At 65.5% G+C, this 20,394-nt stretch carries 20 protein-coding genes; 8 read left to right on the top strand and 12 right to left on the bottom strand.

Going from position 1 to position 20,394, the window contains the following annotated elements; all coding sequences use genetic code 11:
- Window positions 1-7 precede the first annotated feature (7 nt).
- The 4 genes from pyk to B0920_RS15855 form a co-directional block, all read right to left on the bottom strand.
- Window positions 8-1,468, bottom strand: a complete 1,461-nt coding sequence (gene pyk / locus B0920_RS15870) for a pyruvate kinase (protein ID WP_143745848.1) — start codon at window positions 1,466-1,468, stop codon at window positions 8-10.
- Window positions 1,469-1,544: 76 nt separating this feature from the next.
- Entirely contained in the window at window positions 1,545-2,750 is a 1,206-nt protein-coding gene (locus B0920_RS15865) for a phosphoglycerate kinase (protein WP_078033635.1), read from the bottom strand.
- A 38-nt stretch (window positions 2,751-2,788) separates the two neighbouring features.
- A complete protein-coding gene (locus B0920_RS15860) occupies window positions 2,789-3,133 on the bottom strand; it encodes an AzlD domain-containing protein (protein WP_078033634.1) in 345 nt (114 codons plus the stop codon).
- The gene (locus B0920_RS15855; RefSeq protein ID WP_229455812.1) at window positions 3,126-3,875 is read right to left on the bottom strand and encodes an AzlC family ABC transporter permease; all 750 of its coding nucleotides are present in this window, start codon (window positions 3,873-3,875) and stop codon (window positions 3,126-3,128) included. The genes B0920_RS15860 and B0920_RS15855 overlap by 8 nt, the downstream gene beginning before the upstream one ends.
- 226 nt (window positions 3,876-4,101) lie before the next feature.
- On the opposite strand from B0920_RS15855, the gene B0920_RS15850 reads away from it, so the two are divergent.
- Genes B0920_RS15850 through B0920_RS15840 form a run of 3 tightly spaced genes read left to right on the top strand, consistent with a single transcriptional unit; the run spans window position 4,102 to window position 5,933 of the window.
- Window positions 4,102-4,296 (top strand): zinc-finger domain-containing protein, encoded by a 195-nt coding sequence (locus B0920_RS15850; protein ID WP_078033632.1) that lies wholly within the window; start codon window positions 4,102-4,104, stop codon window positions 4,294-4,296.
- A 56-nt stretch (window positions 4,297-4,352) separates the two neighbouring features.
- Complete coding sequence (locus B0920_RS15845; protein WP_078033631.1) at window positions 4,353-5,336, top strand: YheT family hydrolase; 984 nt, start codon at window positions 4,353-4,355, stop codon at window positions 5,334-5,336.
- Window positions 5,337-5,339: 3 nt separating this feature from the next.
- Window positions 5,340-5,933, top strand: coding sequence for a DUF2946 family protein (locus B0920_RS15840; RefSeq protein ID WP_078033630.1), 594 nt, complete (start codon window positions 5,340-5,342; stop codon window positions 5,931-5,933).
- A 1-nt stretch (window position 5,934) separates the two neighbouring features.
- Here the strand turns inward: B0920_RS15840 and B0920_RS15835 are convergent, their stop codons facing one another.
- Window positions 5,935-7,488 (bottom strand): M48 family metalloprotease, encoded by a 1,554-nt coding sequence (locus tag B0920_RS15835; protein ID WP_078033629.1) that lies wholly within the window; start codon window positions 7,486-7,488, stop codon window positions 5,935-5,937.
- A gap of 125 nt (window positions 7,489-7,613) precedes the next feature.
- Here B0920_RS15835 and moaC point away from each other — a divergent pair, with 125 nt between their 5' ends.
- Both moaC and B0920_RS15825 read left to right on the top strand, forming a co-directional pair.
- The gene (gene moaC / locus B0920_RS15830; RefSeq protein ID WP_078033628.1) at window positions 7,614-8,114 is read left to right on the top strand and encodes a cyclic pyranopterin monophosphate synthase MoaC; all 501 of its coding nucleotides are present in this window, start codon (window positions 7,614-7,616) and stop codon (window positions 8,112-8,114) included.
- Window positions 8,115-8,203: 89 nt separating this feature from the next.
- Window positions 8,204-8,647, top strand: coding sequence for a hypothetical protein (locus B0920_RS15825; RefSeq protein ID WP_143745800.1), 444 nt, complete (start codon window positions 8,204-8,206; stop codon window positions 8,645-8,647).
- A 43-nt stretch (window positions 8,648-8,690) separates the two neighbouring features.
- On the opposite strand, the gene B0920_RS15820 is transcribed toward B0920_RS15825, so the two are convergent.
- Entirely contained in the window at window positions 8,691-10,187 is a 1,497-nt protein-coding gene (locus B0920_RS15820; protein ID WP_078033626.1) for a DUF4214 domain-containing protein, read from the bottom strand.
- A gap of 101 nt (window positions 10,188-10,288) precedes the next feature.
- A complete protein-coding gene (locus B0920_RS15815) occupies window positions 10,289-11,194 on the bottom strand; it encodes a LysR family transcriptional regulator (protein WP_078033625.1) in 906 nt (301 codons plus the stop codon).
- Window positions 11,195-11,323: 129 nt separating this feature from the next.
- On the opposite strand from B0920_RS15815, the gene B0920_RS15810 reads away from it, so the two are divergent.
- A complete protein-coding gene (locus B0920_RS15810) occupies window positions 11,324-12,301 on the top strand; it encodes a cyclase family protein (RefSeq protein WP_078033624.1) in 978 nt (325 codons plus the stop codon).
- Window positions 12,302-12,319: 18 nt separating this feature from the next.
- On the opposite strand, the gene B0920_RS15805 is transcribed toward B0920_RS15810, so the two are convergent.
- Complete coding sequence (locus B0920_RS15805; RefSeq protein WP_078033623.1) at window positions 12,320-13,246, bottom strand: MerR family transcriptional regulator; 927 nt, start codon at window positions 13,244-13,246, stop codon at window positions 12,320-12,322.
- 170 nt (window positions 13,247-13,416) lie between these two features.
- On the opposite strand from B0920_RS15805, the gene B0920_RS15800 reads away from it, so the two are divergent.
- Both B0920_RS15800 and B0920_RS15795 read left to right on the top strand, forming a co-directional pair.
- Window positions 13,417-13,872 (top strand): fasciclin domain-containing protein, encoded by a 456-nt coding sequence (locus B0920_RS15800; RefSeq protein ID WP_078033622.1) that lies wholly within the window; start codon window positions 13,417-13,419, stop codon window positions 13,870-13,872.
- A gap of 166 nt (window positions 13,873-14,038) precedes the next feature.
- On the top strand, window positions 14,039-16,093 hold the full coding sequence (locus tag B0920_RS15795) for a S9 family peptidase (protein ID WP_078033621.1): 2,055 nt from the start codon (window positions 14,039-14,041) through the stop codon (window positions 16,091-16,093).
- A gap of 60 nt (window positions 16,094-16,153) precedes the next feature.
- Here the strand turns inward: B0920_RS15795 and B0920_RS15790 are convergent, their stop codons facing one another.
- The 4 genes from B0920_RS15790 to B0920_RS15775 all read right to left on the bottom strand — a co-directional run bounded on the left by B0920_RS15790 (window position 16,154) and on the right by B0920_RS15775 (window position 19,611).
- Window positions 16,154-16,624: a pilin gene (locus tag B0920_RS15790; RefSeq protein WP_078033620.1), complete on the bottom strand. Its 471-nt coding sequence runs from the start codon at window positions 16,622-16,624 to the stop codon at window positions 16,154-16,156.
- A 283-nt stretch (window positions 16,625-16,907) separates the two neighbouring features.
- Entirely contained in the window at window positions 16,908-17,789 is an 882-nt protein-coding gene (gene sucD / locus B0920_RS15785; protein WP_078033619.1) for a succinate--CoA ligase subunit alpha, read from the bottom strand.
- Window positions 17,790-17,807: 18 nt separating this feature from the next.
- Window positions 17,808-18,977: an ADP-forming succinate--CoA ligase subunit beta gene (gene sucC / locus B0920_RS15780; protein WP_078033618.1), complete on the bottom strand. Its 1,170-nt coding sequence runs from the start codon at window positions 18,975-18,977 to the stop codon at window positions 17,808-17,810.
- A 70-nt stretch (window positions 18,978-19,047) separates the two neighbouring features.
- Entirely contained in the window at window positions 19,048-19,611 is a 564-nt protein-coding gene (locus B0920_RS15775) for a DUF2889 domain-containing protein (protein ID WP_078033617.1), read from the bottom strand.
- Window positions 19,612-20,394 lie beyond the last annotated feature (783 nt).

Below are 20,394 nucleotides of genomic sequence, written 5' to 3'. Positions count from 1 at the left end.
CAAACAATTAAGAAACTATTTCATCCAGCTCGCCCACGCGTACGATCTTCATGGCGTTGGTGCCGCCGGCCTGGCCCATCGGGGAACCCCAGGTCACGACGATCAGGTCGCCCTTGCGCACCATGCCTTCGCGGATCAGGACTTCTTCGGCCTTGCGCAGCACCGCGTGCGAACCCCCTTCTTGGAGCAGGTGGAATGCTCGCACGTTCCGGTAGAGCGAGGCCTTGCGTTGCGTCGTCTGCAGCGGGGTGAGAGCAAAGATCGGCGTGTCGATCGAGTGGCGGCTCATCCACAGTGCGGTCGAGCCCGACTCGGTCAGCGCCACGATGGCCTTCACGCGCAGGTGGTGCGCGGTGAACAGGGTGCCGTAGGCGATCGACTGGTCGATGCGGGTGAACTGGACGTTGAGGAAATCAGCGTCGCGCTTGTTGTATTCGGATTGTTCGGCTTCGAGGCAGATGGCGGCCATCATCTCGACGGTCTCGACCGGGTACTTGCCCGATGCGGTCTCGGCCGAGGTCATCACGGCGTCGGTGCCGTCCAGCACGGCGTTGGCCACGTCGGACACTTCGGCGCGGGTCGGGACGGCGTTGAAGATCATCGATTCCATCATCTGGGTCGCGGTGATCGCCAGCTTGTTGGAGGCGCGCGCCATCTGGATCATGCGCTTTTGCAGCGCCGGCACGGCGGCGTTGCCGACTTCGACCGCCAGGTCGCCGCGCGCCACCATGATGCCGTCCGAGGCGTCCAGGATCTCCTGCAGCACCGGAATCGCTTCGGCGCGCTCGATCTTGGCGATCATCATCGGCTTGTGGCCATAGGGCTCGCCGGCGATGTTGGCCAGCTGGCGCGCCATTTCCATGTCGGTCGCGTTCTTGGGGAAGGAAATCGCCAGGTAGTCGGCCTGGAAGCTCATCGCGGTCTTGATGTCTTCCATGTCCTTCGAGGTCAGGGCCGGCGCGGTCAGGCCGCCGCCCATGCGGTTGATGCCCTTGTTGTTGGACAGCTCGCCGCCGACCTTGGTGGTGGTATAGATCTCGTGGCCGATCACCTTGTCGACCACCAGCACGATCAGGCCGTCGTTGAGCAGCAGCTTGTCGCCCGGCTTGACGTCGCGCGGCAGGGCCTTGTAGTCGAGGCCCACGCGCTCCTGGTTGCCCAGCTCGCCGTTCTCGCCCCAGCGCGCGTCGAGGATGAAGGGATCGCCGTTGTTCAGGAAGATCTTGCCTTCTTCAAACTTACCCACGCGAATTTTCGGACCCTGCATGTCCGCCATGATCGCCACCTCGACGCCGCATTCGGCGGCGGCGCGGCGCACCAGCGCTGCGCGGTCGATGTGGTCCTGGGCCTTGCCATGCGAGAAGTTCAGGCGCACGACGTCGACGCCGGCCCGAATCATTTTGACGAGGGTATCGAAGTCGCTCGATGCAGGGCCGATGGTGGAAACGATCTTGGTGGCGTTGTACAGGGGTCGCGCAGCTTGCATGGGTTTGGAATCCTTGGTTCTGAAAAGAGAAGCGCAGCCTTGGGGCTGCGCTGGGGTATCACTTGTCCTTACGCTGGAGCAGGATCTCGACTGCCGGCAGGGTCTTCCCTTCGAGGAACTCGAGGAAGGCGCCGCCGCCGGTCGAGATATAGCCGATCTGGTCGGCAATCTGGTACTTGGCGATCGCCGCCAGGGTATCGCCGCCGCCGGCGATCGAGAAGCCCCGGGACTTGGCGATGGCCAGGGCCAGGGTCTTGGTGCCTTCGGCGAACTGGTCGAACTCGAACACGCCGACCGGACCGTTCCAGACGATGGTGCCGGCGGTGGCCACCTGTTCGGCCAGCTGGGCCGCGGTCCTGGGGCCGATGTCGAGGATCATGTCGTCGTCCGCCACGTCGGCCACGTCCTTGACGGTGGCGGCGGCGGTCGGCGCGAACTCCTTGGCGCACACCACGTCCACGGGGATCGGCACCTGGGCGCCGCGCGCGGCCATCATGTCGATGATGGCCTTGGCTTCGTTCACCAGGTCGTTCTCGGCGAGTGACTTGCCGATGTTCAGGCCGACGGCCTTCATGAAGGTGTTGGCGATGCCGCCGCCGACGATCAGGTTATCGACCTTGCCCGCCAGGCTTTGCAGGATCGAGAGCTTGGTCGAGACCTTGGAGCCGGCCACGATGGCCAGCAGCGGACGCTGGGGCTGGCCCAGGGCCTTGCCCAGGGCGTCCAGCTCGGCGGCCAGCAGCGGGCCGGCGGCCACCACGGGCGCGAACTTGGCGATGCCGTGGGTGGTGGCTTCGGCGCGGTGGGCGGTGCCGAAGGCGTCGTTCACGTACACGTCGCACAGCCTGGCCATCTTCTGGGCCAGTTCGTCGCTGTTCTTCTTCTCGCCCTTGTTGACGCGGCAGTTCTCCAGCAGCACCACCTGGCCCGGCGCGACATCCACGCCGTCGACCCAGTCCTGCTTCAGTTCCACCGGCTGGCCGAGCAGCTCGGACAGGCGCGCGGCGACCGGCGCCAGGCTGTCCTCGGGCTTGAACTCGCCTTCGGTCGGGCGGCCCAGGTGGGAAGTCACCATCACTGCCGCGCCCGCCTTCAGGGCGTCGCGGATCGCCGGCACCGAGGCGCGGATGCGCGTGTCTTCGGTGATGTTGCCGGCGTCATCCTGCGGCACGTTCAGGTCGGCGCGGATGAAGACGCGCTTGTTCTTGAGCGCGTCGCTGTCGATCAGGTCTTGCAGACGGGTGAAACGGAGTACGGCGTCCATTGGTCAGCAGTGAAATAGTGAAAAAACGTCATTGTACATTAGGCAGTGCCGCCAAAAACGTGCAGTACGCGCAACAGCGTAAAGACGAGCATGCCGAACACGATGGTGAGCAGCATGTTTCGTTTCCACAGGTAGAAACCGAGCGCGGCCAGCCCGGCCAAGAGCTTCGGATTGGTCAGCATCAGTTGGGTCTGGCCTTGCCCGTCGATCAGGATGTCGGGCGCGATGATGGCGGCCAGCGCGCAGGCCGGCGCATAGCGCAGCACTTCCTGCACCCGCGGCGGGATGCTGACGCGGTGGCCGATCAGCCAGAAGGAGCTGCGGGTGGCGGCGGTGGCCACGCATAGGACGCCGATCACGGCCCAGATTTCCCAGTCAGCCATGGAGCGCCTTTCTCTTGGCGAAGGTTTCTTCGATAAACATGGAGACCAGCATGCCGACCACGACCGCCAGCAGCAGCCCCAGCTTGTAAGGCAGTTCGTAGGCCAGCACGGCGATGGCGCCGGCCACGATCACCCCGCACAGCGCGGCCTTGTTGATGATCAGCGGCACCATGATGCAGAGGATGGCCAGGGTGCCGGCGAAGCCCAGCCCCCATTCGGTGGGCACGGCGCTGCCGAGGAAGATGCCGACCAGCGAACCGATCTGCCAGGCGAACCAGTTCGGATACATCAGCCCCTTCAAATAGGCCAGCTTGCCCGGCACCGGCTCGGCGGTCGGGTAGCGCTGCAGGAACATGGCCACCGTCAGGTCGCCCGAGATATAGCCGAGATAGAAACGCTGGTGCCAGGGCAGGTGAGAAAAGTGCGGGCCCAGCAGGGCCGCGAAGATCACGAAGCGCAGGTTGACCACCAGCGCGGTGGCGAAGATCACCCAGATCGGCGCCTGGGCCACGATCAGGGGCAAGGAAGCGAGCTGGGCGGAACCGGCGAAGACCAGCACGGTCATGCCGATGGCCTGGGCGACGCTCAGGCCGCTCTTGACCATGGCCACCCCGACCACCATGCCCCAGGCGCCGATGCCGAACAGGGTCGGCAGGCCGGCCTTGACGCCCTCGCGCCAGGCGGCGCGCTCGGCCTCCGGATCGCTGCTCAGGGGACCGCCGCCCGGCGGCTGTCCCGGCATATTGCCGGCATTCATGTGGTAATCCTGCAACGGCCCGCGCTCAACACAGCGGCAACAAGCATGAAACGGTCGGGCATGAAACGCATCTGGAGGTTGGCGCCGGGCAAGGAACACCGTGTACCCGGATTGGATAGTGATCAGATTGGTATTTTACCGATCATTTCGGCAAGCAGGGCGAATCCGTTAGAATCCTGTCTTTGTCCCAATCCCTAACGGAGAGAACCAGATGAACCAAAAGACGATGCCTGTGGTGGAGCTGGAGGCCAAAGACCTGCCGGCCTATTGCCCGAACCCGGCAATGCCGCTGTGGTCCTCGCACCCGCGCGTCTTCCTCGACTTCGACCACCACGGCGACGCCAAATGCCCTTACTGCGGCACCCAATACCGCCTGGCGCCGGGCACCGTGCTGAAGCACCACTGATCCTGCCGGCGGCGCGTACCGCTCCCCCTGCGCCGCTGCCCCCTGCACGCCCCGCCATGCACTACCGCGCCCCCGCCTGGCTTCCGGGCGGACACCTGCAGACCATCTACCCGGCCACCTGCGTGGCCAAGCCGCCGGTCGCCTACCGGCGCGAGCGCTGGCACAGCGCCGATGGCGACTTCATCGACATCGACCTGGTCGACGGCGAAGCCGGCAAGCCGCTGGTGGTGCTGTTCCACGGCCTCGAAGGTTCCTCGCACAGCCATTACGCGCGTGCGCTGATGGCGGCGCTGGCGGCGCGCGGCTGGTCGGGCGCGGTGCCGCACTTCCGCGGCTGCTCGGGCGAGCCGAACCTCGCGCCGCGCTTCTACCACTCGGGCGACGCCCAGGAAGTCGACTGGATCGTCCGCACCCTGCGCGCGCGCCACCAGGGACGCTTCTACGCGGCCGGCGTGTCGCTGGGCGGGAACGCCCTGCTGCGCTGGCTGGGCGAATCCGGCCACGGCGCCGGGATCGTCGACGCCGCCTGCGCCATCTCGGCCCCGCTCGACCTGGCGCGCGGCGGCGCGGCCCTGTCCTCGGGCTTCAATATGCTCTATACCCGGATGTTCCTGCAGACGCTCAAGCCCAAGTGCCTGGCAAAGCTGGAGCAGTTCCCCGGCCTGTTCGACCGCGAGGCCCTGCTGCGGGCGCGCGACCTGTACGCCTTCGACAACGTGGTCACCGCGCCCCTGCACGGCTACAAGGACACCGACGACTACTGGCACCGCGCCAGCGCGCGCCACGTGCTGGATGCGATCACGGTGCCGACCCTGGTGCTGAACGCGCGCAACGACCCTTTCCTGCCGGGCGAGCACTTGCCGGACCGCGCCGCGGCGGCGGTGACGCTCGAGTATCCCGAGGAAGGCGGGCACGTCGGCTTCGCCACCAGGCCCTTCCCGGGCCGCATCGACTGGCTGCCGCACCGCATCCTGCATTTCTTCGACGGCAGGGCCTCGACGCGCGCGCCGGGGGCCTGCGAACTGTGCGATGCTGGATAAGCCATGGACGACATCGTAAGACAGGCAATGGCCAAGTGGCCGAACGTGCCGCACTGCTACGGCTGGCTGGCGCTCGACGCGCGCGGCGGCTGGCGCATGCGCGACGAGGCGGCCCAGCGCGCCAATGCGCCGGGCGACCGGCTGACCAATCCTGCCCTGGTGGGCTTCATCAACCGCAATTACCTGCACGACGAGCGCGGCAACTGGTATTTCCAGAACGGGCCGCAGCGCGTCTACGTGAACCTCGAGGCGACGCCCTTCATCGCGCGCACCGATCCGGCGCAGGGACTGGTGCTCCAGACCGGTCAGGCCCTGGCGCGCATCGAGCAGGTGTTCATGAGCGAGACCGGCGCCCTGGTGTTCAGGGACGGCGAGGTGGTGGCGCAGCTGGACGACCGCGATGTGGCCCAGGTGCTGGGCCTGCTGGAGCTGGACGGCTCCCCCGCCACGGACGAGGCGGTGATGGGCTGGCTGGAGGGCGGCGCGGGCGAGCTGGTGCTGCCCTGGCAAGGGCAGGCATTGCGGGTCGAGCGCCTGGGCGCGGACGAAGCGCCGCGCCGCTTCGGCTTCCAGCGCGTGCCCAACCCCGCGCCCTGAATCAGCGTTCCTTCTCTTCTTCCAGTTCCGCCTTCTGGCGCGCCTGCAGCTCGCGTTCGCGCGCATCGATCACGGCCTGGTCGTAGAAGGACACGTCGCCGGCCTTGCGCGCCAGGTTGAGCTGGGCCACGGCGGCCGGCAGCGCGCCGGCCAGCACATAGGATTCGGCCAGCGCCATGTGCTGCAGCGCGATCTTGCCCTGCTTGGCATAGGCCTTGGCCAGCAGGTCGTGCAGCTTGGGCTCTTCGCGGTACTGCTGCACCTGGTCGCGCAGGTAGCGCGCGGCCTCGTCCAGCTTGTTGTTGGCGATCAGGACCTCGGCATATTGGAGCGCGATGGCGCGCGACAGCGGGAAGCGCTGGCGCGCCTGCTCGGCCTCGGCGATCGCCGCCTGCAGCACCGCGGGCGGCTGGCCGGCGGCCATCTTGATCTCGAGCGACAGGCCGGTGAACATGACTTCGCCGTCGCCGCCGCTGGCGGCGGTGGAGAACACGCCTTCGCGCGGCTTCATGGTGGCGCGCGCCTTGTCCAGCCAGCTCTGGGCGCCGGCCAGGTCGCCTCCCTTGAGCGCCAGGTAGGCCAGGCCGTACTGGGCGCCGGCCTGCTGGTGGCGGTGGGGTTCCTTGAGCTGGGTCTGGAACGCGGTCCGGGTGTCGCGCCGTCCCTGCTCGCTCTGGTCCTGCAGCACGCGGGTACGCGCTCGCACCAGCTGGAAGTCGACGTTGTCGACCCGCTGCTTCTTGGGCATTTCGCGGATGCGCGCCTGCATGTCGGTGATGCGCTCCTGGGTCAGCGGGTGGCTGCTCAAGTTGCTCAGGCCGGCCGGCAGCTCGCCATACAGCTTGCTGGCGCTTTGCAGGCGGCGGAAGAAGGCGACGATGCCGGTGGTGTCGTAGCCGCCCGCCTCCATGATCTGGAAGCCGACCCGGTCGGCCTCGCGCTCGGCCTCGCGGCTGAAGTTCAGCTGGCGCTGGATGGCCAGGCCCTGCCCGCCCATCAGCACGCCCATCGCGGCGTCCGAGCTCGACTTGGCGGCCAGCGCCGCCAGGATCATCGCCGCCAGCGGCAGCAGCACGTCCTGCTTCTGCTGCCCGATCATGCGCGCGATGTGGCGCTGCGACACGTGGCCGATCTCGTGCGACATCACGCCGGCCAGTTCGGACTCGGTCTGGGCGGCGATGATCAGGCCCGAGTGGGCGCCGATGAAACCGCCGGGCAGCGCGAAGGCGTTCAGGGCCGGGTCGCGCACGGCGAAGAAATAAAAGTCGGCATTGGTTTCGCCGCGCGAACCGGGAGCGGCGCTGACCAGGGCGTTGCCGAAGTTGTTCAGGTATTCGGCGATCGGTTCGTCGTCGAGGAAATCGCGGTCGCGCCGGATGTCGCGCATGATCTCCTCGCCCAGCTTGCGCTCGACCACGGGCGAGAGGTCGCCGCGCGCGGTGTCGCCGAGCGTGGGCAGGCGCGTGCTGTCGGGTTTCGAGAGCGGCTTCTGGAGCGGGTCGCTGGGCGCGGCAAAGGCGAACGCGGCCGACGTCAGGAAGGCCAGGACAGTCAATGCGGGGCGCCAGCGGCGCGCCTTGGCTGGACAGGAGCGTAGTTTCACGGTGCTATGATACCTCCATCCACGCGCATCCTGCTGCTGGGCGCAACACTTTGTTACCTCACATTATCGACCTTGCAATGACCACCGAGACCCCGACTTCCGACCAGCTCACCCACTTCGACGCCACCGGCCAGGCCCACATGGTGGACGTCGGCGCCAAGCAGGACACCCACCGCGTGGCGGTGGCGGCCGGCACCATCCGGATGAAGCCGGAAACCCTGGCCCTGGTCACCTCGGGCACGGCCAAGAAGGGTGACGTGATCGGCATCGCGCGCATCGCCGCCATCATGGCGTCCAAGCGCACCAGCGACCTGGTGCCGCTGTGCCATCCGCTGCCGATCACGCGGGTGGCGGTGGACTTCGAGATCGACACGGCTGCCAGCAGCGTGCATTGCCGGGCGCAGGTGGAGACCATCGGCAAGACCGGGGTCGAGATGGAGGCCCTGACCGCCGTGCAGGTGGGACTGCTGACGGTCTACGACATGTGCAAGGCGGTCGATCGCGGGATGGTGATGACCAATGTGCGCGTGCTGGAAAAGCACGGCGGCAAGAGCGGGGACTGGACGGCGGACCTGTAAAAAGCCCAGGTTTTTTTGGGAAGCGGATATCCGGATCAGGTGAAGTATTGATCCGTGCCTCGTGTGAACCGACGACAAGCTACCAATCCATGAGCGACATGCATACCGTGGGAGCAAGCTTCTGGGATGAGTCGAGAGGCTGTTGCGATTGCTGTGGCAATCAAACCGTAACGATCTGGGGCGACCTCTCCGACGCAAGCGGTGCGAAAGCTGTGTATTACGTACATTGGACATACGACAAGCCTGAACACTTTCCCAACTTCGACCTGATCATCGGCCCCTGGGGCGACGGAACGCTCCCGGAAGGGCGCGTGCTCGTCTCCCTGGTGTACCGGCCGCAAGCCGGCGGGGGATCGTTCATGGTCATCAATGCACATGGCAGGCGCGCCAGCGGCAGCCTGTATGGCCGGGCGCTCGATCGAGCGGAGGTCATCGGCACCCCGCTGGCTGGCGACGTCTTCGCGCTGCTCGACGCGCTTTGGCTGACCGAGCCTCGCCTCGGAGAAGTGCGCGCCCTGGACAATCTCGCCTAACTGGGGCCTCCGAACCGGGATGCGCCCCCCCTGACTACAAATATCAGCCTTCGATCGGCGTATAGGTGAATCCGTTCCCCATCACCCCGATCAGTCCGACCTTGTTCTCGCCGCTCTCGCTGATTCCCGCCAGCACGGCGGCCCTCGCCACGCCTTTGTCGAGCTGCTCCACCCAGTACGACAGGCCCGCCGCTTCCGGCGCGCGGTGCAGGATGTTTTCGTAGAAGCGCGTCACCAGCTCCTGGTTACTCGGATTGACGCCGTATGCATCGCGGAACTCCTTGGAGTCCATGACGCTGGCGGCCACGCTGGTCAGGCTCGTGCCCTTGTCCATCGCATTGATCCAGAACCCCAGGCCTCCCTGGTCCGGCGCGCGGTTCAAGGCGGCCTGGTACAAGCGATAGGCCTGGCCGGCCACGCCGTCGATGTCCAGCGCCACGGCGGCGTCCGACAGCAGCAGGCGCTCGACGCCGACCAGCTGGCTGACCGCGCCCGTGGCGTCCTTGACGCTGAAGCCGCCCTGCTGGCCGGTGGCGCTCACCGTCACGCCGGCGCGGGCGCCGCCGAACTTCACGACGTCGAAGCCGGCGCCGCCGTTGACCTGGTGGCCGCCGTCCTGCAGCACGACCACGTCGTTGCCCGCGCCGCCGTCCACGTGCAGCAGGCCGCCGCCGCCCTTCAGGCTCACCAGGTCGCTGCCTGCGCCAGCTTCCACCACGATCTCCTGGTACAGCCGCCCCGGCAGCTCGATGCCGATGTCGTCGTTGCCGCTGGACGCCACCATGCGGTTCTCGTCCAGCGGGTTGCTGGTCGATACCGCGACCGAGGCGTTGCTGACCCTGAAGTAGCTGCCGTCACGGAAGCTGGTGTCGAAAGCGTTGAGCGTGCCTTGCACGCTGCTCTGCGACCGGCCCGACGCCACGGCGTCGAGATTGCTCACCACGTCGAACATGCCGTCGATGGTGCTCGACGCGATATAGTTCTCGGCGGCCGCCTTCACCCGGGTCAGCGTGCCGCGCAGGTCGCCGTTGGCGCTGAACTTCATGGCGCCGTTCATCACCAGGTCGATGTTGCCGAAATCGGTTGGGTACTCCGGGCTGTTGCGCGGCAGGTGGGTGAGGATGCGGATGCCGTCGATCGAGTAGCCCAGCGCCGAGGGGGACAGCGACAGCGATGGACCGGTCGGCGTGGGAACCATCGCATACTCGTAGTTGAGCTGGCCGAAGACGCCCAGGGTGACCACGCCCGGCGCATAAAACTCGGTGCCGGTGGCGAAGGCCGCGCTCTGGGCCGACGCGGGATTCGCGATCTGGAAGCCCGTGTAGGTGCGCGTCGCATTCTCGTCGAAGTTCAGGCGCAGGGTGGAGCCGCTCAGATTGTAGGTGTTGTAGTAGGGGAAGTTCTCACCGATGGCCCCGCTCACCATCGCGAAGGCATCGATCACGGCGCCGAGGTCGCCGGCAACCTCGGTGAATGCGCGGTCGTTCCGGTATTCCTGATCGATGACGGCTTGGGAGAGTTTGATGCGGGTAGTGGTCACGGTGTTTCCTTGAGTGAGCGTGCGAGATGCACGATTCCGGCAGCGGGAGCGACGAACCCGAAAGTGTAATCAATTGTACCCACGGGAAATCTCGCACATAGTCACGGCCCCTGCCCTTCCTGCATGAGCCGCCCGCGCAGGAAGTCGACGAAGCACCTGACCTTGCGCGGCAGGTGCTGGCGCGAGGGATAGACGGCGTACAGTGTGCGCGGCTCGGGCCGAAAGCCGGGGAGCGCCGCTTCGAGCCTGCCCTCGCGCAGATAATCCGCAACCAGCACGCGGGGCACCAGGCCGACGCCGGCGCCGCGCAGCATGGCGTCCACCAGGAACAGGCTGTTGTTGGCGCGCAGGTCGCCGCGCACGACGACGGTGTGCACCTCGCCCTCGGCGTCGCTGAAGCTCCAGCGCGTCAGTTCGGCGCCCAGCAAATAGACCAGACAATTGTGCCGTGTCAGCTCGACGGGCGCGGCCGGCTTGCCGTGGCGCGCCCAATAGCCGGGCGCCGCGCACAGGCTGCGCTCGATGGTCGTGAGGGGCGTGGCGACCAGCGAGGAATCGTCGAGCTGGGCGCGCGAACGCAAGGCCACGTCCACGCCTTCGCGCACCAGGTCGACGGGAATGTCGCTCATCCACAGTTCGAGTTCGAGCTTGGGATACGCGGCGCGGAAAGCATGCAGGTGTTCGTTGAGCGAGGCCAGGGTCAGCGAGGCCGGCAGCGCGACCACGAGCCTCCCTGACAGTTCGCTGCCGTCGCCGCGGATCTCGCCGAGCGTCTGCTCGGTGTCGGCGGCGACCCGCTTGCAATAGGCGTAGAACCGTTCGCCCGGTTCGGTCGCGCGCACGCGGCGCGTGGTGCGCGCCAGCAGGCGGCTGCCGGTCCAGGCTTCGAGCTGCTGCACGTATTTGCTGACGACCGAGCGCGAGCAGTCGAGATCGCGCGCGGCGGCCGCCAGACTGCCGGTTTCGACGACGCGGCAAAAACAGCGCATGGCCAGGTAATGGTCCACTTCCTCACCTCATGCTCCGGACTTTGTCGCCGGATCGTGAACATTCTAATCGCAGCGCGACAGTTTCTCGCCGGGAAGGCCCGGACTAGCATGGCGCCGTCCCCAACGAAACAATTAGGAGCGTGAACAATGAATACAGCACACAAGCTAGTCGCAGGCCTGCTGGCAGGCGTGGCGCTGGCGGCGCAAGCCGCGGCGCCGGTGGTCGGTGTCAGCCCCTGGGGGCCGAACGACGAGATCGGCCGTTTGAACATGATGACGCCGGAGAGCCGCGCGGCGGTGCTGGCGCGGGTGGACGCGCGCCGCATCTACGACTTGGGCACCGACTATTTCATCGGCATGCCGAGCTGGCAGGGCGCGGGCGATCCGCACTACCAGATCTGGATGACCCACACGCCGCACGGCACCGTGGTCGACGATCCGATGAAGGTCGGCAAGGCCATGAACGAGCACGTGAGCTACAGCGGCGCGGCGGTGTCGATGTACACCCACATGGGCACGCATATCGACGCGCTCAACCATTTCGGCCTGGGCGGCAAGATCTGGAACGGCTTCGATGCGCGCGAGCACCTGGGCGACCGCGGCTGGCGCAAGGCCGGCGTCGAGAAGCTGCCGCCGATCGTGGCGCGCGGCGTGCTGATCGACGTCGCCCGCGCACGCGGTCTGGATGCGCTGCCGCCGGGCTACCGGGTGCGCAAGAAGGACTTGATGGACGCGCTCGCGGCCCAGAAGGTGGCGCTGCGCAAGGGCGACGTGGTGCTGGTGCGCACCGGACGCATGCAAATGTTCGAGAAGGCCAGGGACTACATGGACAATCCGCCGGGCCTCGCGATGGACGGCGCGCGCTACCTGATGGAAGCGGGGGCGATGTCGGTCGGCGCGGACAACCTGAGCCTGGAGACCTTCCCCTCCGAGGTGGAGGGCGACTACATACCGGTCCACACCTATCTGCTGGCCCAGCAGGGCGCGACCATCATCGAGCTGGTGAACCTGGAAGAGCTCGCCCGCGACCGGGTCTACGAGTTCGCCTTCATCAGCGCGCCGCTGAAGTTCCGCGGCGCGGATGCCTCGCCGATCCGCCCGATCGCGATTCCGCTGTCGAAGTAAGCACGCCGGCCGCGGCTTTTAGGGCCGGCGGCCAGGCAGGGGCAGCCCTTCCGCGATGGCCAGGCGCTCCATCGCATCCTCGAGCAGGACGCGCGCCTGGCCCGATGCGCGGCCCAGCAAGGCGTGCAGCTCGGCGTCCTCCGGGTTACGCGAGGCGCACTGCAAACTGTAGCGCTCGAAGCTGCCGATCATCATCAGGAGGTCCGAGAGGTGGCGCGGGCACTCGCACACCAGGCGATCGCTGGCGTTGGCGATCGTGACCAGCGTGTCCTCGTCGAAGCGGCGCGGCAGCACCGCGGTGTCCGGCTCGGGCAGCGGCAGGCGCTGCCCGGACAACGCCGAGCGGCACAGCACCGCCAGTTCGCTCAGGTCGGCCGGCACGCGCGCCACCAGGCAACCCTGGGCGCGCAGCGCGCGGATGGTGGCGCTGGGACAGAAGCGGTACAGCACCACCACGGCGCCGACTTCGACCCGCTCGCGCGCGGCGGCCACCCTGGGCAGCACGCCGTCGTCGAGTTCGGACATTTCGATGATGAGCACGTCGGCGCTGCTCTGCGGGGGCAGCTCGTCCACCTGCTCCAGGCTGGCGCAATGGGCGCGCACATCGATGCCGGTCGCCTCGCGCCCCATCGCCGCCAGCCGCCGCGTCAGGGTATTGCTGATCATGATCGCGCGCACCGGCGCCGCCGATTGCGTCTGCGCCTGTCCGCTCAGTCCAAGCATGGACTGCAGCTGCTCCCGCGTCAGCCCGGCCAGCACGCCGATCGCGTGACCCTGGTCGACCAGCTGCTTGAGCAGGCTGAGGCGGGCGACCTGTTCCGCCGAATACAGACGCTGTCCGCGCTCGGAGCGCTGGGCGTCCGACAGTCCGTAGCGCCTTTCCCACACGCGCAGGGTTTCGACCGGCAAGCCGGCCAGGCGGGCAGCTGCGCCCGTGCGATACATGATTCTGTCCTGTCCCGTTTTTAAAGGAGTGTCCATTTCCTATGTCCCGTTAATGAACCATAAAGTGGCCTAAGTATAGCGTCAAACGTTAGACAATGTCGCGCAATCTTCTTATATTGGCAATCAACCGGTTCACCGGCGTCTATCCACCCTTACCCCAGGAGTCAAGGATGAAAAAGTTTCTGATTGCCCTCCCCGTCGCCCTCGCCTTCGGCAGCGCCCAGGCGGCCGACATCGTCGACACCGCCAAGTCGGCCGGGTCGTTCAACACCCTCGTCACCGCCGTCCAGGCCGCCGGCCTGGTCGACACCCTGAAGGGCCCCGGCCCGTTCACGGTGTTCGCGCCGACCGATGCAGCCTTCGCCAAGATTCCCAAAGCCAAGCTCGACGCCCTGCTCAAGGACAAGGCCGCGCTCACCAAGGTCCTCACCTACCACGTGGTGCCGGGCTCGGTGAAGGCCGCCGACGTCAAGCCGGGCAACGTCAAGACCGTCGAAGGCAGCTCGGTCAAGGTCAGCGCCAGCGGCGGCAAGGTCATGGTCGACAATGCCAATGTCACCAAGACCGACATCGTCGCCGATAACGGGGTGATCCACGTCATCGACACCGTGATCATGCCGAAGTAAGTTTCTGCCGCTTGCCGCCGCCAGGCCCCCTCCTCAGCGGCCGCGCGGCGGTTTTTTATTGCCCATATTGCCATCCTGCCTTGCCGTGCGGATTTATGTCGCGTGGTACATTGATGGGCTACATATACGGCACAGTGCCGCGTATGGACATCATCAAGAGGATGGAATGAACTATCGTTTGCTGACGATGGCAGCCGCTATGCTGGCGGCCACCACCGCAATGGCCGCGCCGCGCGGCTTTACCGTCGAAGACCTGGTCAACATGGAACGGCTCGGCAGTCCGGCGCTGTCGCCGGACGCCTCGCGCGTGGTCTATACCGTGCGCAGCACGGACATGGCCAAGAACCGCGGCCACACCGAACTGTGGCTGGTCGACCTGCGCGCCGACAAGCCCACCCCGCAACGCCTGACACAGCACGCCTCGAGCAGCACGGATCCGGAGTGGTCGCCCTCGGGCGACGCCGTGTATTTCCTGTCGACCCGCTCGGGTTCCTCGCAGGTCTGGCGCCAGAGCGCCGCCGGCGGCGAGCCGGTGCAGGTGACCGACCTGCCGCTGGACGTGGACGCCTTCCGCGTGGCCCCGACGGGCGACCGCCTGGCTTTCAGCATGGCCGTGTTCCGCGATTGCGCCGACCTGACCTGCACCAAGGCGCGCCTCGAGGCGAAGGAAAAGGACAAGGCGACCGGCAAGGTCTACGACCGCCTGTTCGTGCGCCACTGGGACACCTGGTCGGACCACCGCAACGCGGTCCTGTTCTCGGCCCCGCTCGGCGCCAACGGCAAGCTCGGCGGCGCACCGGTCAGCCTCTCGGGCTCGCTCGACGGCGACGTGCCCTCCAAGCCCTTCGGCGACCGCGAGGAATTCCGCTTCAGCCCGGATGGCAAGACCATCGTGTTCGCGGCGCGCATCGCCGGCAAGACCGAGGCCTGGTCGACCAACTTCGACCTGTACACCGTGCCCGCAGCAGGTGGCGGCGCGCCTCGCAACCTGACCGCGGACAACCCGGCCTGGGACACCAAGGGCGTGTTCTCGCCGGACGGCCGCACCCTGGCCTACCTGGCGATGGCGCGTCCTGGCTTCGAGGCCGACCGCTTCCAGGTGATGCTGCTGGACCTGACCAGCGGCAAGAAGCGCGCGCTGGCGGCCGACTGGGACCGTTCGGTCGGCAGCATGCAGTGGCGCGCCGACGGCAAGGCCCTGATCGTGGACGCCGAGGACATCGGCCAGCACCGCCTCTTCTCGATCGATGTGGGCAGCGGAAAGGTGACGCCGCTGACCGACAAGGGGGCCATCGGCGCCTTCGACGTGCGCCGCGACACGGTGGCCTATACCCATGCCAACCTTGCCTCGGGTGCGCAGCTGTACAGCATGAAGCTGGGCGGCAAGGGAAAGCAGCTTACCGATCTGAACACCGAGCGCCTGAAGGACGTGCGCTGGGGCGAGTACGAGCAGTTCTCCTTCGCCGGCGCCAACGGCGAGACCGTGTACGGCCACGTGATGAAGCCGTGGAACGCGGAGCCCGGCAAGAAGTATCCGATCGCCTTCCTGGTTCACGGCGGCCCGCAGGGCAGTTTCGGAAATGGCTGGAGCTACCGCTGGAATCCGCAGGTGTATGCGGGCGCGGGCTATGCGACCGTGTTCATCGACTTCCACGGTTCGACCGGCTACGGCCAGAAGTTCACCGACTCGATCAGCAACGACTGGGGCGGCAAGCCGCTGGTCGACCTGCAGAAGGGCCTGGACGCGGCGGTGAAGAAGTTCCCCTGGCTGGACCGCGAGCGCAGCTGCGCGCTGGGCGCTTCCTACGGCGGCTACATGATGAACTGGATCGCGGGGAACTGGTCGGATGGCTTCCGCTGCATCGTCAACCACGACGGCGTGTTCGACACGCGCGGCATGGCGTATTCGACCGAGGAGCAGTGGTTCACGGACTGGGAGAACGGCGGGCCCTACTTCCAGGTGCCGGAGAATCATGAGCGCTTCAACCCGGTTCACCACGTGAACAAGTGGAAGACGCCGATGCTGGTGATTCAGGGGGACCTGGATTTCCGTATCCCGACGGCGCAGGCCTTGAGCACCTTCACGGCGCTGCAGCGCAAGGGGATCGAGAGCAAGCTGCTGGTGTTCCCGGATGAGAACCACTGGGTGCTGAAGCCGGCGAACTCGGTGCAGTGGCATCACACCGTGATCGGGTGGCTGGACCAGTACCTGAAAAAGTAAATGGCTGTAAACGACACAAGCCGCCCGAAGGCGGCTTGTGTCGAAGTCAATGCTGCCTAATTACGGTGCATTGTTCTTGGTGATGGCGTCAATCGCCGCGGTGTTGTCCGTGATGGAAGTGGTGTTTTCCCAAGCGACAGTCGCGTCGTTCACGGTCGGCGTCATGGTGATGGTCTGGCCATCGACGTCCGTCGCGATGCCGTCACCCAGAGTGACGGTCAGAACGCCGTTTTCCACGTTGATGCCCGCAACTTCCTTGGTGGCAACGAAATCCGCTGCTGCAACGATACCGCTGGCGCCGGCATCGCAGTTTTCCAGGCCACCGCCGTTCTCTTGAGCGCAAACGCCGACTGCGGTCTTGATCGAGGACACGGAACCCAGTGCCGCGCCGATCTTGGCCTTCACGGTGTAGCTCTGGTAAGCCGGGATCGCCACAGCAGCCAGGATGCCGATGATCGCAACGACGATCATCAGTTCGATCAGGGTGAAGCCGCCTTCGGCCTTCTTGGTTTGCATTTGTTTGAAGTTCATTTTCATCTCTCCGGTTGTGTGGTCAGGTGTCTTGTGCCGCTTTGTTGCCGCACTCATCTATATGCAACTGGTATGCCAGCCCAAAAAACGCTAATTTTATTAGCTCGGCTATAACAAAATCCTGTGCCAGAACAAAAATTGTCGGGTGGCGTGACAAAAATTGTCAGTTCCACAGGGCAATTTTTGTCAGTCGGACAGTTTTCGTCATGCCAAGCCGGAGAGATCAATAAAAAACGGGGAGCCGCAGCTCCCCGTTCTTATTGGCGATCAAAAGATCGTCGGATTACAGCATGGCCTTCAGCAGGCGAGCCATTTCCGACGGGTTCTTGGTGACCTTGATGCCGCAGGCTTCCATGATCTCCAGCTTGGCTTGCGCGGTGTCGGCGCCGCCCGAGATCAGCGCGCCGGCGTGGCCCATGCGCTTGCCCGGAGGCGCGGTGACGCCAGCGATGAAGCCGACGACCGGCTTCTTCATGTTGTCCTTGATCCAGTAAGCGGCGTTCGCCTCGTCCGGGCCGCCGATCTCGCCGATCATGATGACTGCGTCGGTGTCAGGATCGTCGTTGAACATGCGCATCACGTCGATGTGCTTCAGACCGTTGATCGGGTCGCCGCCGATGCCGACTGCCGACGACTGGCCCAGACCCAGGGCGGTCAGCTGGCCGACTGCTTCATAGGTCAGGGTGCCCGAACGCGACACGACGCCGATACGGCCCTTCTTGTGGATGTGACCCGGCATGATGCCGATCTTGATCTCGTCCGGGGTGATCAGGCCAGGGCAGTTCGGGCCCAGCAGCAGGGTCTTGGAACCGGCTTTGGCCATGCGATCCTTGACTTCCATCATGTCGCGGACAGGGATGCCTTCGGTGATGCAGATTGCCAGGTCCAGCTCGGCTTCCACTGCTTCCCAGATCGCGGCGGCAGCGCCTGCCGGCGGAACGTAGATCACCGACACGGTGGCGCCGGTTTCGGCCTTGGCTTCCTTGACCGATGCGTAGATCGGGATGCCTTCGAAGTCTTCGCCGGCTTTCTTCGGGTTCACGCCTGCCACGAAGGCTTCACGGCCGTTCGCGTAGTCGCGGCACATGCGGGTGTGGAACTGGCCGGTCTTGCCGGTGATACCTTGGGTAATGACTTTGGTGTCTTTGTTAATCAGAATCGACATTTTGTTTTCCTTCGCGAATTAGGCTTGGCCAGCGGCAGCGGCAACGACCTGCTTCGCTGCATCTTCCATGGTGTCTGCGGAAATGATCGGCAGGCCCGAATCAGCCAGCATCTTCTTGCCCAGGTCTTCGTTGGTGCCCTTCATGCGGACGACCAGCGGCACCTGCAGCGACACGGCCTTGGATGCGGTGATGACGCCTTCGGCGATCACGTCGCAGCGCATGATGCCGCCGAAGATGTTGACCAGGATGGCCTTCAGGCCAGGGTTCTTCAGCATGATCTTGAATGCTTCGGTCACTTTCTCGGCCGTCGCGCCACCGCCGACGTCGAGGAAGTTGGCCGGCTCGCCGCCGAACAGCTTGATGGTGTCCATGGTTGCCATGGCCAGGCCGGCGCCGTTCACGAGGCAGCCGATGTTACCGTCGAGCGAGATGTAAGCCAGGTCGAACTTCGATGCTTCGACTTCGGCCGGATCTTCTTCGTCCAGGTCGCGGTAGGCGACGATTTCCGGATGACGGAACAGGGCGTTGGAGTCGAAGTTGAACTTGGCGTCCAGGGCGATGACCTTGCCCGAGCCGGTCAGGATCAGCGGGTTGATTTCGGCCAGCGAGGCGTCGGTTTCCCAGTAGGCTTTGTACAGGCCTTGCAGGTTGGCGCGCGCGTCGGCGATCGAGCCTTCCGGCACGCCGATCTTGCGGGCGATGTCGTCGGCTTCAGCGTCGGTCAGGCCGATCTTCGGATCGATCACGACGTTGTGGATCTTTTCCGGGTTGCTGTGGGCGACTTCTTCGATGTCCATGCCGCCTTCCGACGAGGCCATCAGGACGACCTTCTGGCTCACGCGGTCGGTGACCAGCGAGACGTACAGTTCTTTCTTGATGTCGGCGCCTTCTTCGATCAGCAGGCGGCGGACTTTCTGGCCTTCCGGGCCGGTCTGGTGGGTCACCAGTTGCATGCCCATGATCTGGTCGGCGTATTCCTTGACCTGTTCCAGCGATTTGGCGACTTTCACGCCACCGCCTTTGCCGCGGCCGCCAGCGTGGATCTGGGCCTTGACGACCCAGACCGGGCCGCCCAGTTCCTCAGCAGCCTTGACCGCCTCTTCCACCGACATGCACGGAATGCCGCGCGGAACCGTCACTCCGAACTTTCGGAGGATCTCTTTGCCCTGATACTCATGGATTTTCATGCTGGCTTCCCTTCTTCTATTACTGATTGTGTAGAAATACGGTTGGAATTACGAAATTGAACAACGAATGCTAACCCGACACGGCTTTGATCGCCCAGCGTGGATAGTACTTGGCCACGGCCGGGCCGTCGCTGCGCAGGGCATGGCAACGGTCGAGCTCGAAGGGCCGTTCGGCCGAGTTGTCGTCGGCGCCGCCGCGGGTCGTAAAGACGTCGTCGGCGTAGGCCTGCAGCGCTGCGGTGGGCAGCACCTGGGCCAATTCGGTCAGATGGGTGCAACCGAGCACGCCAGCAAGGCGGTCTTTCAGGTGCAGCCGGAAGTGGTTCAGGAGCGACAGACCGACCAGCTTCTTGTAGGCGGGGCCGATGGTGTCGCAGAAACCGGGATAGGGGACCGCATCGGACGCGGCTTCGGCGTCGACGATGGTCAGGTCGCGGTCGATGGTGACGCGCAGCTTCAGGTCATGCACCGGGACGCCGCCGGGACGCTCGCCGGACGCGAGCGTGATGTCGCGCGTCTTGACGTCGCGGATGGTGGCGTCGAGATCCCACAGGCCATCGTCGCGCGCATAGGCTTCGACGGTGATGGCGCGCGTATGCCGGAGCGAGCGCGATACGGGAGGAGACAGGGGCATAAAAACCAATGCCGTCAGAGCGGCGGTTAGTGGTGCAGCAAGTGTGCTTCATGCACGTCGCCGCAGCTTCTACGGCAACAACCGCTCATGCGGCGCTGCTTAAACCACAAAAGTTTATCACACCAAGTTCAGCGTTGCACTGCAACAGGAGGCTTTTGGGGGAATGGGAGAGACGGCGGCGCGAGGTTATTGCTGAGTGGGCAATATTGCACTTGCGTGGTCGTCTGTGCGAAGGCGGGCAACGGGGTTTATGCGAGTGGCGACGGGCTAAGCTGACAAAATTGCAAGGAAACTTGGGTCCCCGCCTACGCGGGACGACGTGCTTGTGACCGTGGCCGGATGGTGCGTGGCGAGGGTGCCGTGGCCGGGATTGCGCGGTTTTTTGTGATCGGCTACGAAAGCCGCTGACGGGCGGTCGATGGAACTTGGGTCCCCGCCTTCGCGGGGACGACGTGCTTGTGACCGTGGCCGGATGGTGCGAGGCGAGCGTGCCGTGGCCGGGATTGCGCGGTTTCTTGTGATCGGCTACGAAGGTTGCTAACGGACAGTCGGTGAAACTTGGGTCCCCGCCTACGCGGGGACGACGTTCATGTGTCCGTGGCCGAGATGGTGCGAGGCGAGCGTGCCATGGCCGGGATTGCGCGGTTTTTTGTGATCGGCTACAAAGGCCTAGCGGACGGTCGATGGAACTTGGGTCCCCGCCTACGCGGGGACGACGTTCATGGGTCCGTGGCCGAGATGGTGCGAAGTGAGCGTGCCGGGACCGGGATCACGAGGGGGTTG

The organism is Massilia sp. KIM (assembly GCF_002007115.1).
Classification (GTDB): domain Bacteria; phylum Pseudomonadota; class Gammaproteobacteria; order Burkholderiales; family Burkholderiaceae_D; genus Telluria.
Note: the sequence above shows the minus strand (reverse complement) of the source record. Positions and strands in the feature narration are given on the sequence as shown.

What these genes read in the sequence shown, in the direction of transcription:
- B0920_RS15790 (WP_078033620.1), bottom strand. Translation starts at nt 16,624, where the DNA reads ATGAACTTCAAACAAATGCAAACCAAGAAGGCCGAAGGCGGCTTCACC.
- B0920_RS15860 (WP_078033634.1), bottom strand. Translation starts at nt 3,133, where the DNA reads ATGGCTGACTGGGAAATCTGGGCCGTGATCGGCGTCCTATGCGTGGCC.
- B0920_RS15865 (WP_078033635.1), bottom strand. Translation starts at nt 2,750, where the DNA reads ATGGACGCCGTACTCCGTTTCACCCGTCTGCAAGACCTGATCGACAGC.
- B0920_RS15825 (WP_143745800.1), top strand. Translation starts at nt 8,204, where the DNA reads ATGAGCGACATGCATACCGTGGGAGCAAGCTTCTGGGATGAGTCGAGA.
- B0920_RS15855 (WP_229455812.1), bottom strand. Translation starts at nt 3,875, where the DNA reads ATGCCGGGACAGCCGCCGGGCGGCGGTCCCCTGAGCAGCGATCCGGAG.
- B0920_RS15800 (WP_078033622.1), top strand. Translation starts at nt 13,417, where the DNA reads ATGAAAAAGTTTCTGATTGCCCTCCCCGTCGCCCTCGCCTTCGGCAGC.
- B0920_RS15810 (WP_078033624.1), top strand. Translation starts at nt 11,324, where the DNA reads ATGAATACAGCACACAAGCTAGTCGCAGGCCTGCTGGCAGGCGTGGCG.
- B0920_RS15775 (WP_078033617.1), bottom strand. Translation starts at nt 19,611, where the DNA reads ATGCCCCTGTCTCCTCCCGTATCGCGCTCGCTCCGGCATACGCGCGCC.
- B0920_RS15840 (WP_078033630.1), top strand. Translation starts at nt 5,340, where the DNA reads ATGGACGACATCGTAAGACAGGCAATGGCCAAGTGGCCGAACGTGCCG.
- sucD (WP_078033619.1), bottom strand. Translation starts at nt 17,789, where the DNA reads ATGTCGATTCTGATTAACAAAGACACCAAAGTCATTACCCAAGGTATC.
- B0920_RS15845 (WP_078033631.1), top strand. Translation starts at nt 4,353, where the DNA reads ATGCACTACCGCGCCCCCGCCTGGCTTCCGGGCGGACACCTGCAGACC.
- moaC (WP_078033628.1), top strand. Translation starts at nt 7,614, where the DNA reads ATGACCACCGAGACCCCGACTTCCGACCAGCTCACCCACTTCGACGCC.
- sucC (WP_078033618.1), bottom strand. Translation starts at nt 18,977, where the DNA reads ATGAAAATCCATGAGTATCAGGGCAAAGAGATCCTCCGAAAGTTCGGA.
- B0920_RS15795 (WP_078033621.1), top strand. Translation starts at nt 14,039, where the DNA reads ATGAACTATCGTTTGCTGACGATGGCAGCCGCTATGCTGGCGGCCACC.
- B0920_RS15850 (WP_078033632.1), top strand. Translation starts at nt 4,102, where the DNA reads ATGAACCAAAAGACGATGCCTGTGGTGGAGCTGGAGGCCAAAGACCTG.
- B0920_RS15805 (WP_078033623.1), bottom strand. Translation starts at nt 13,246, where the DNA reads ATGTATCGCACGGGCGCAGCTGCCCGCCTGGCCGGCTTGCCGGTCGAA.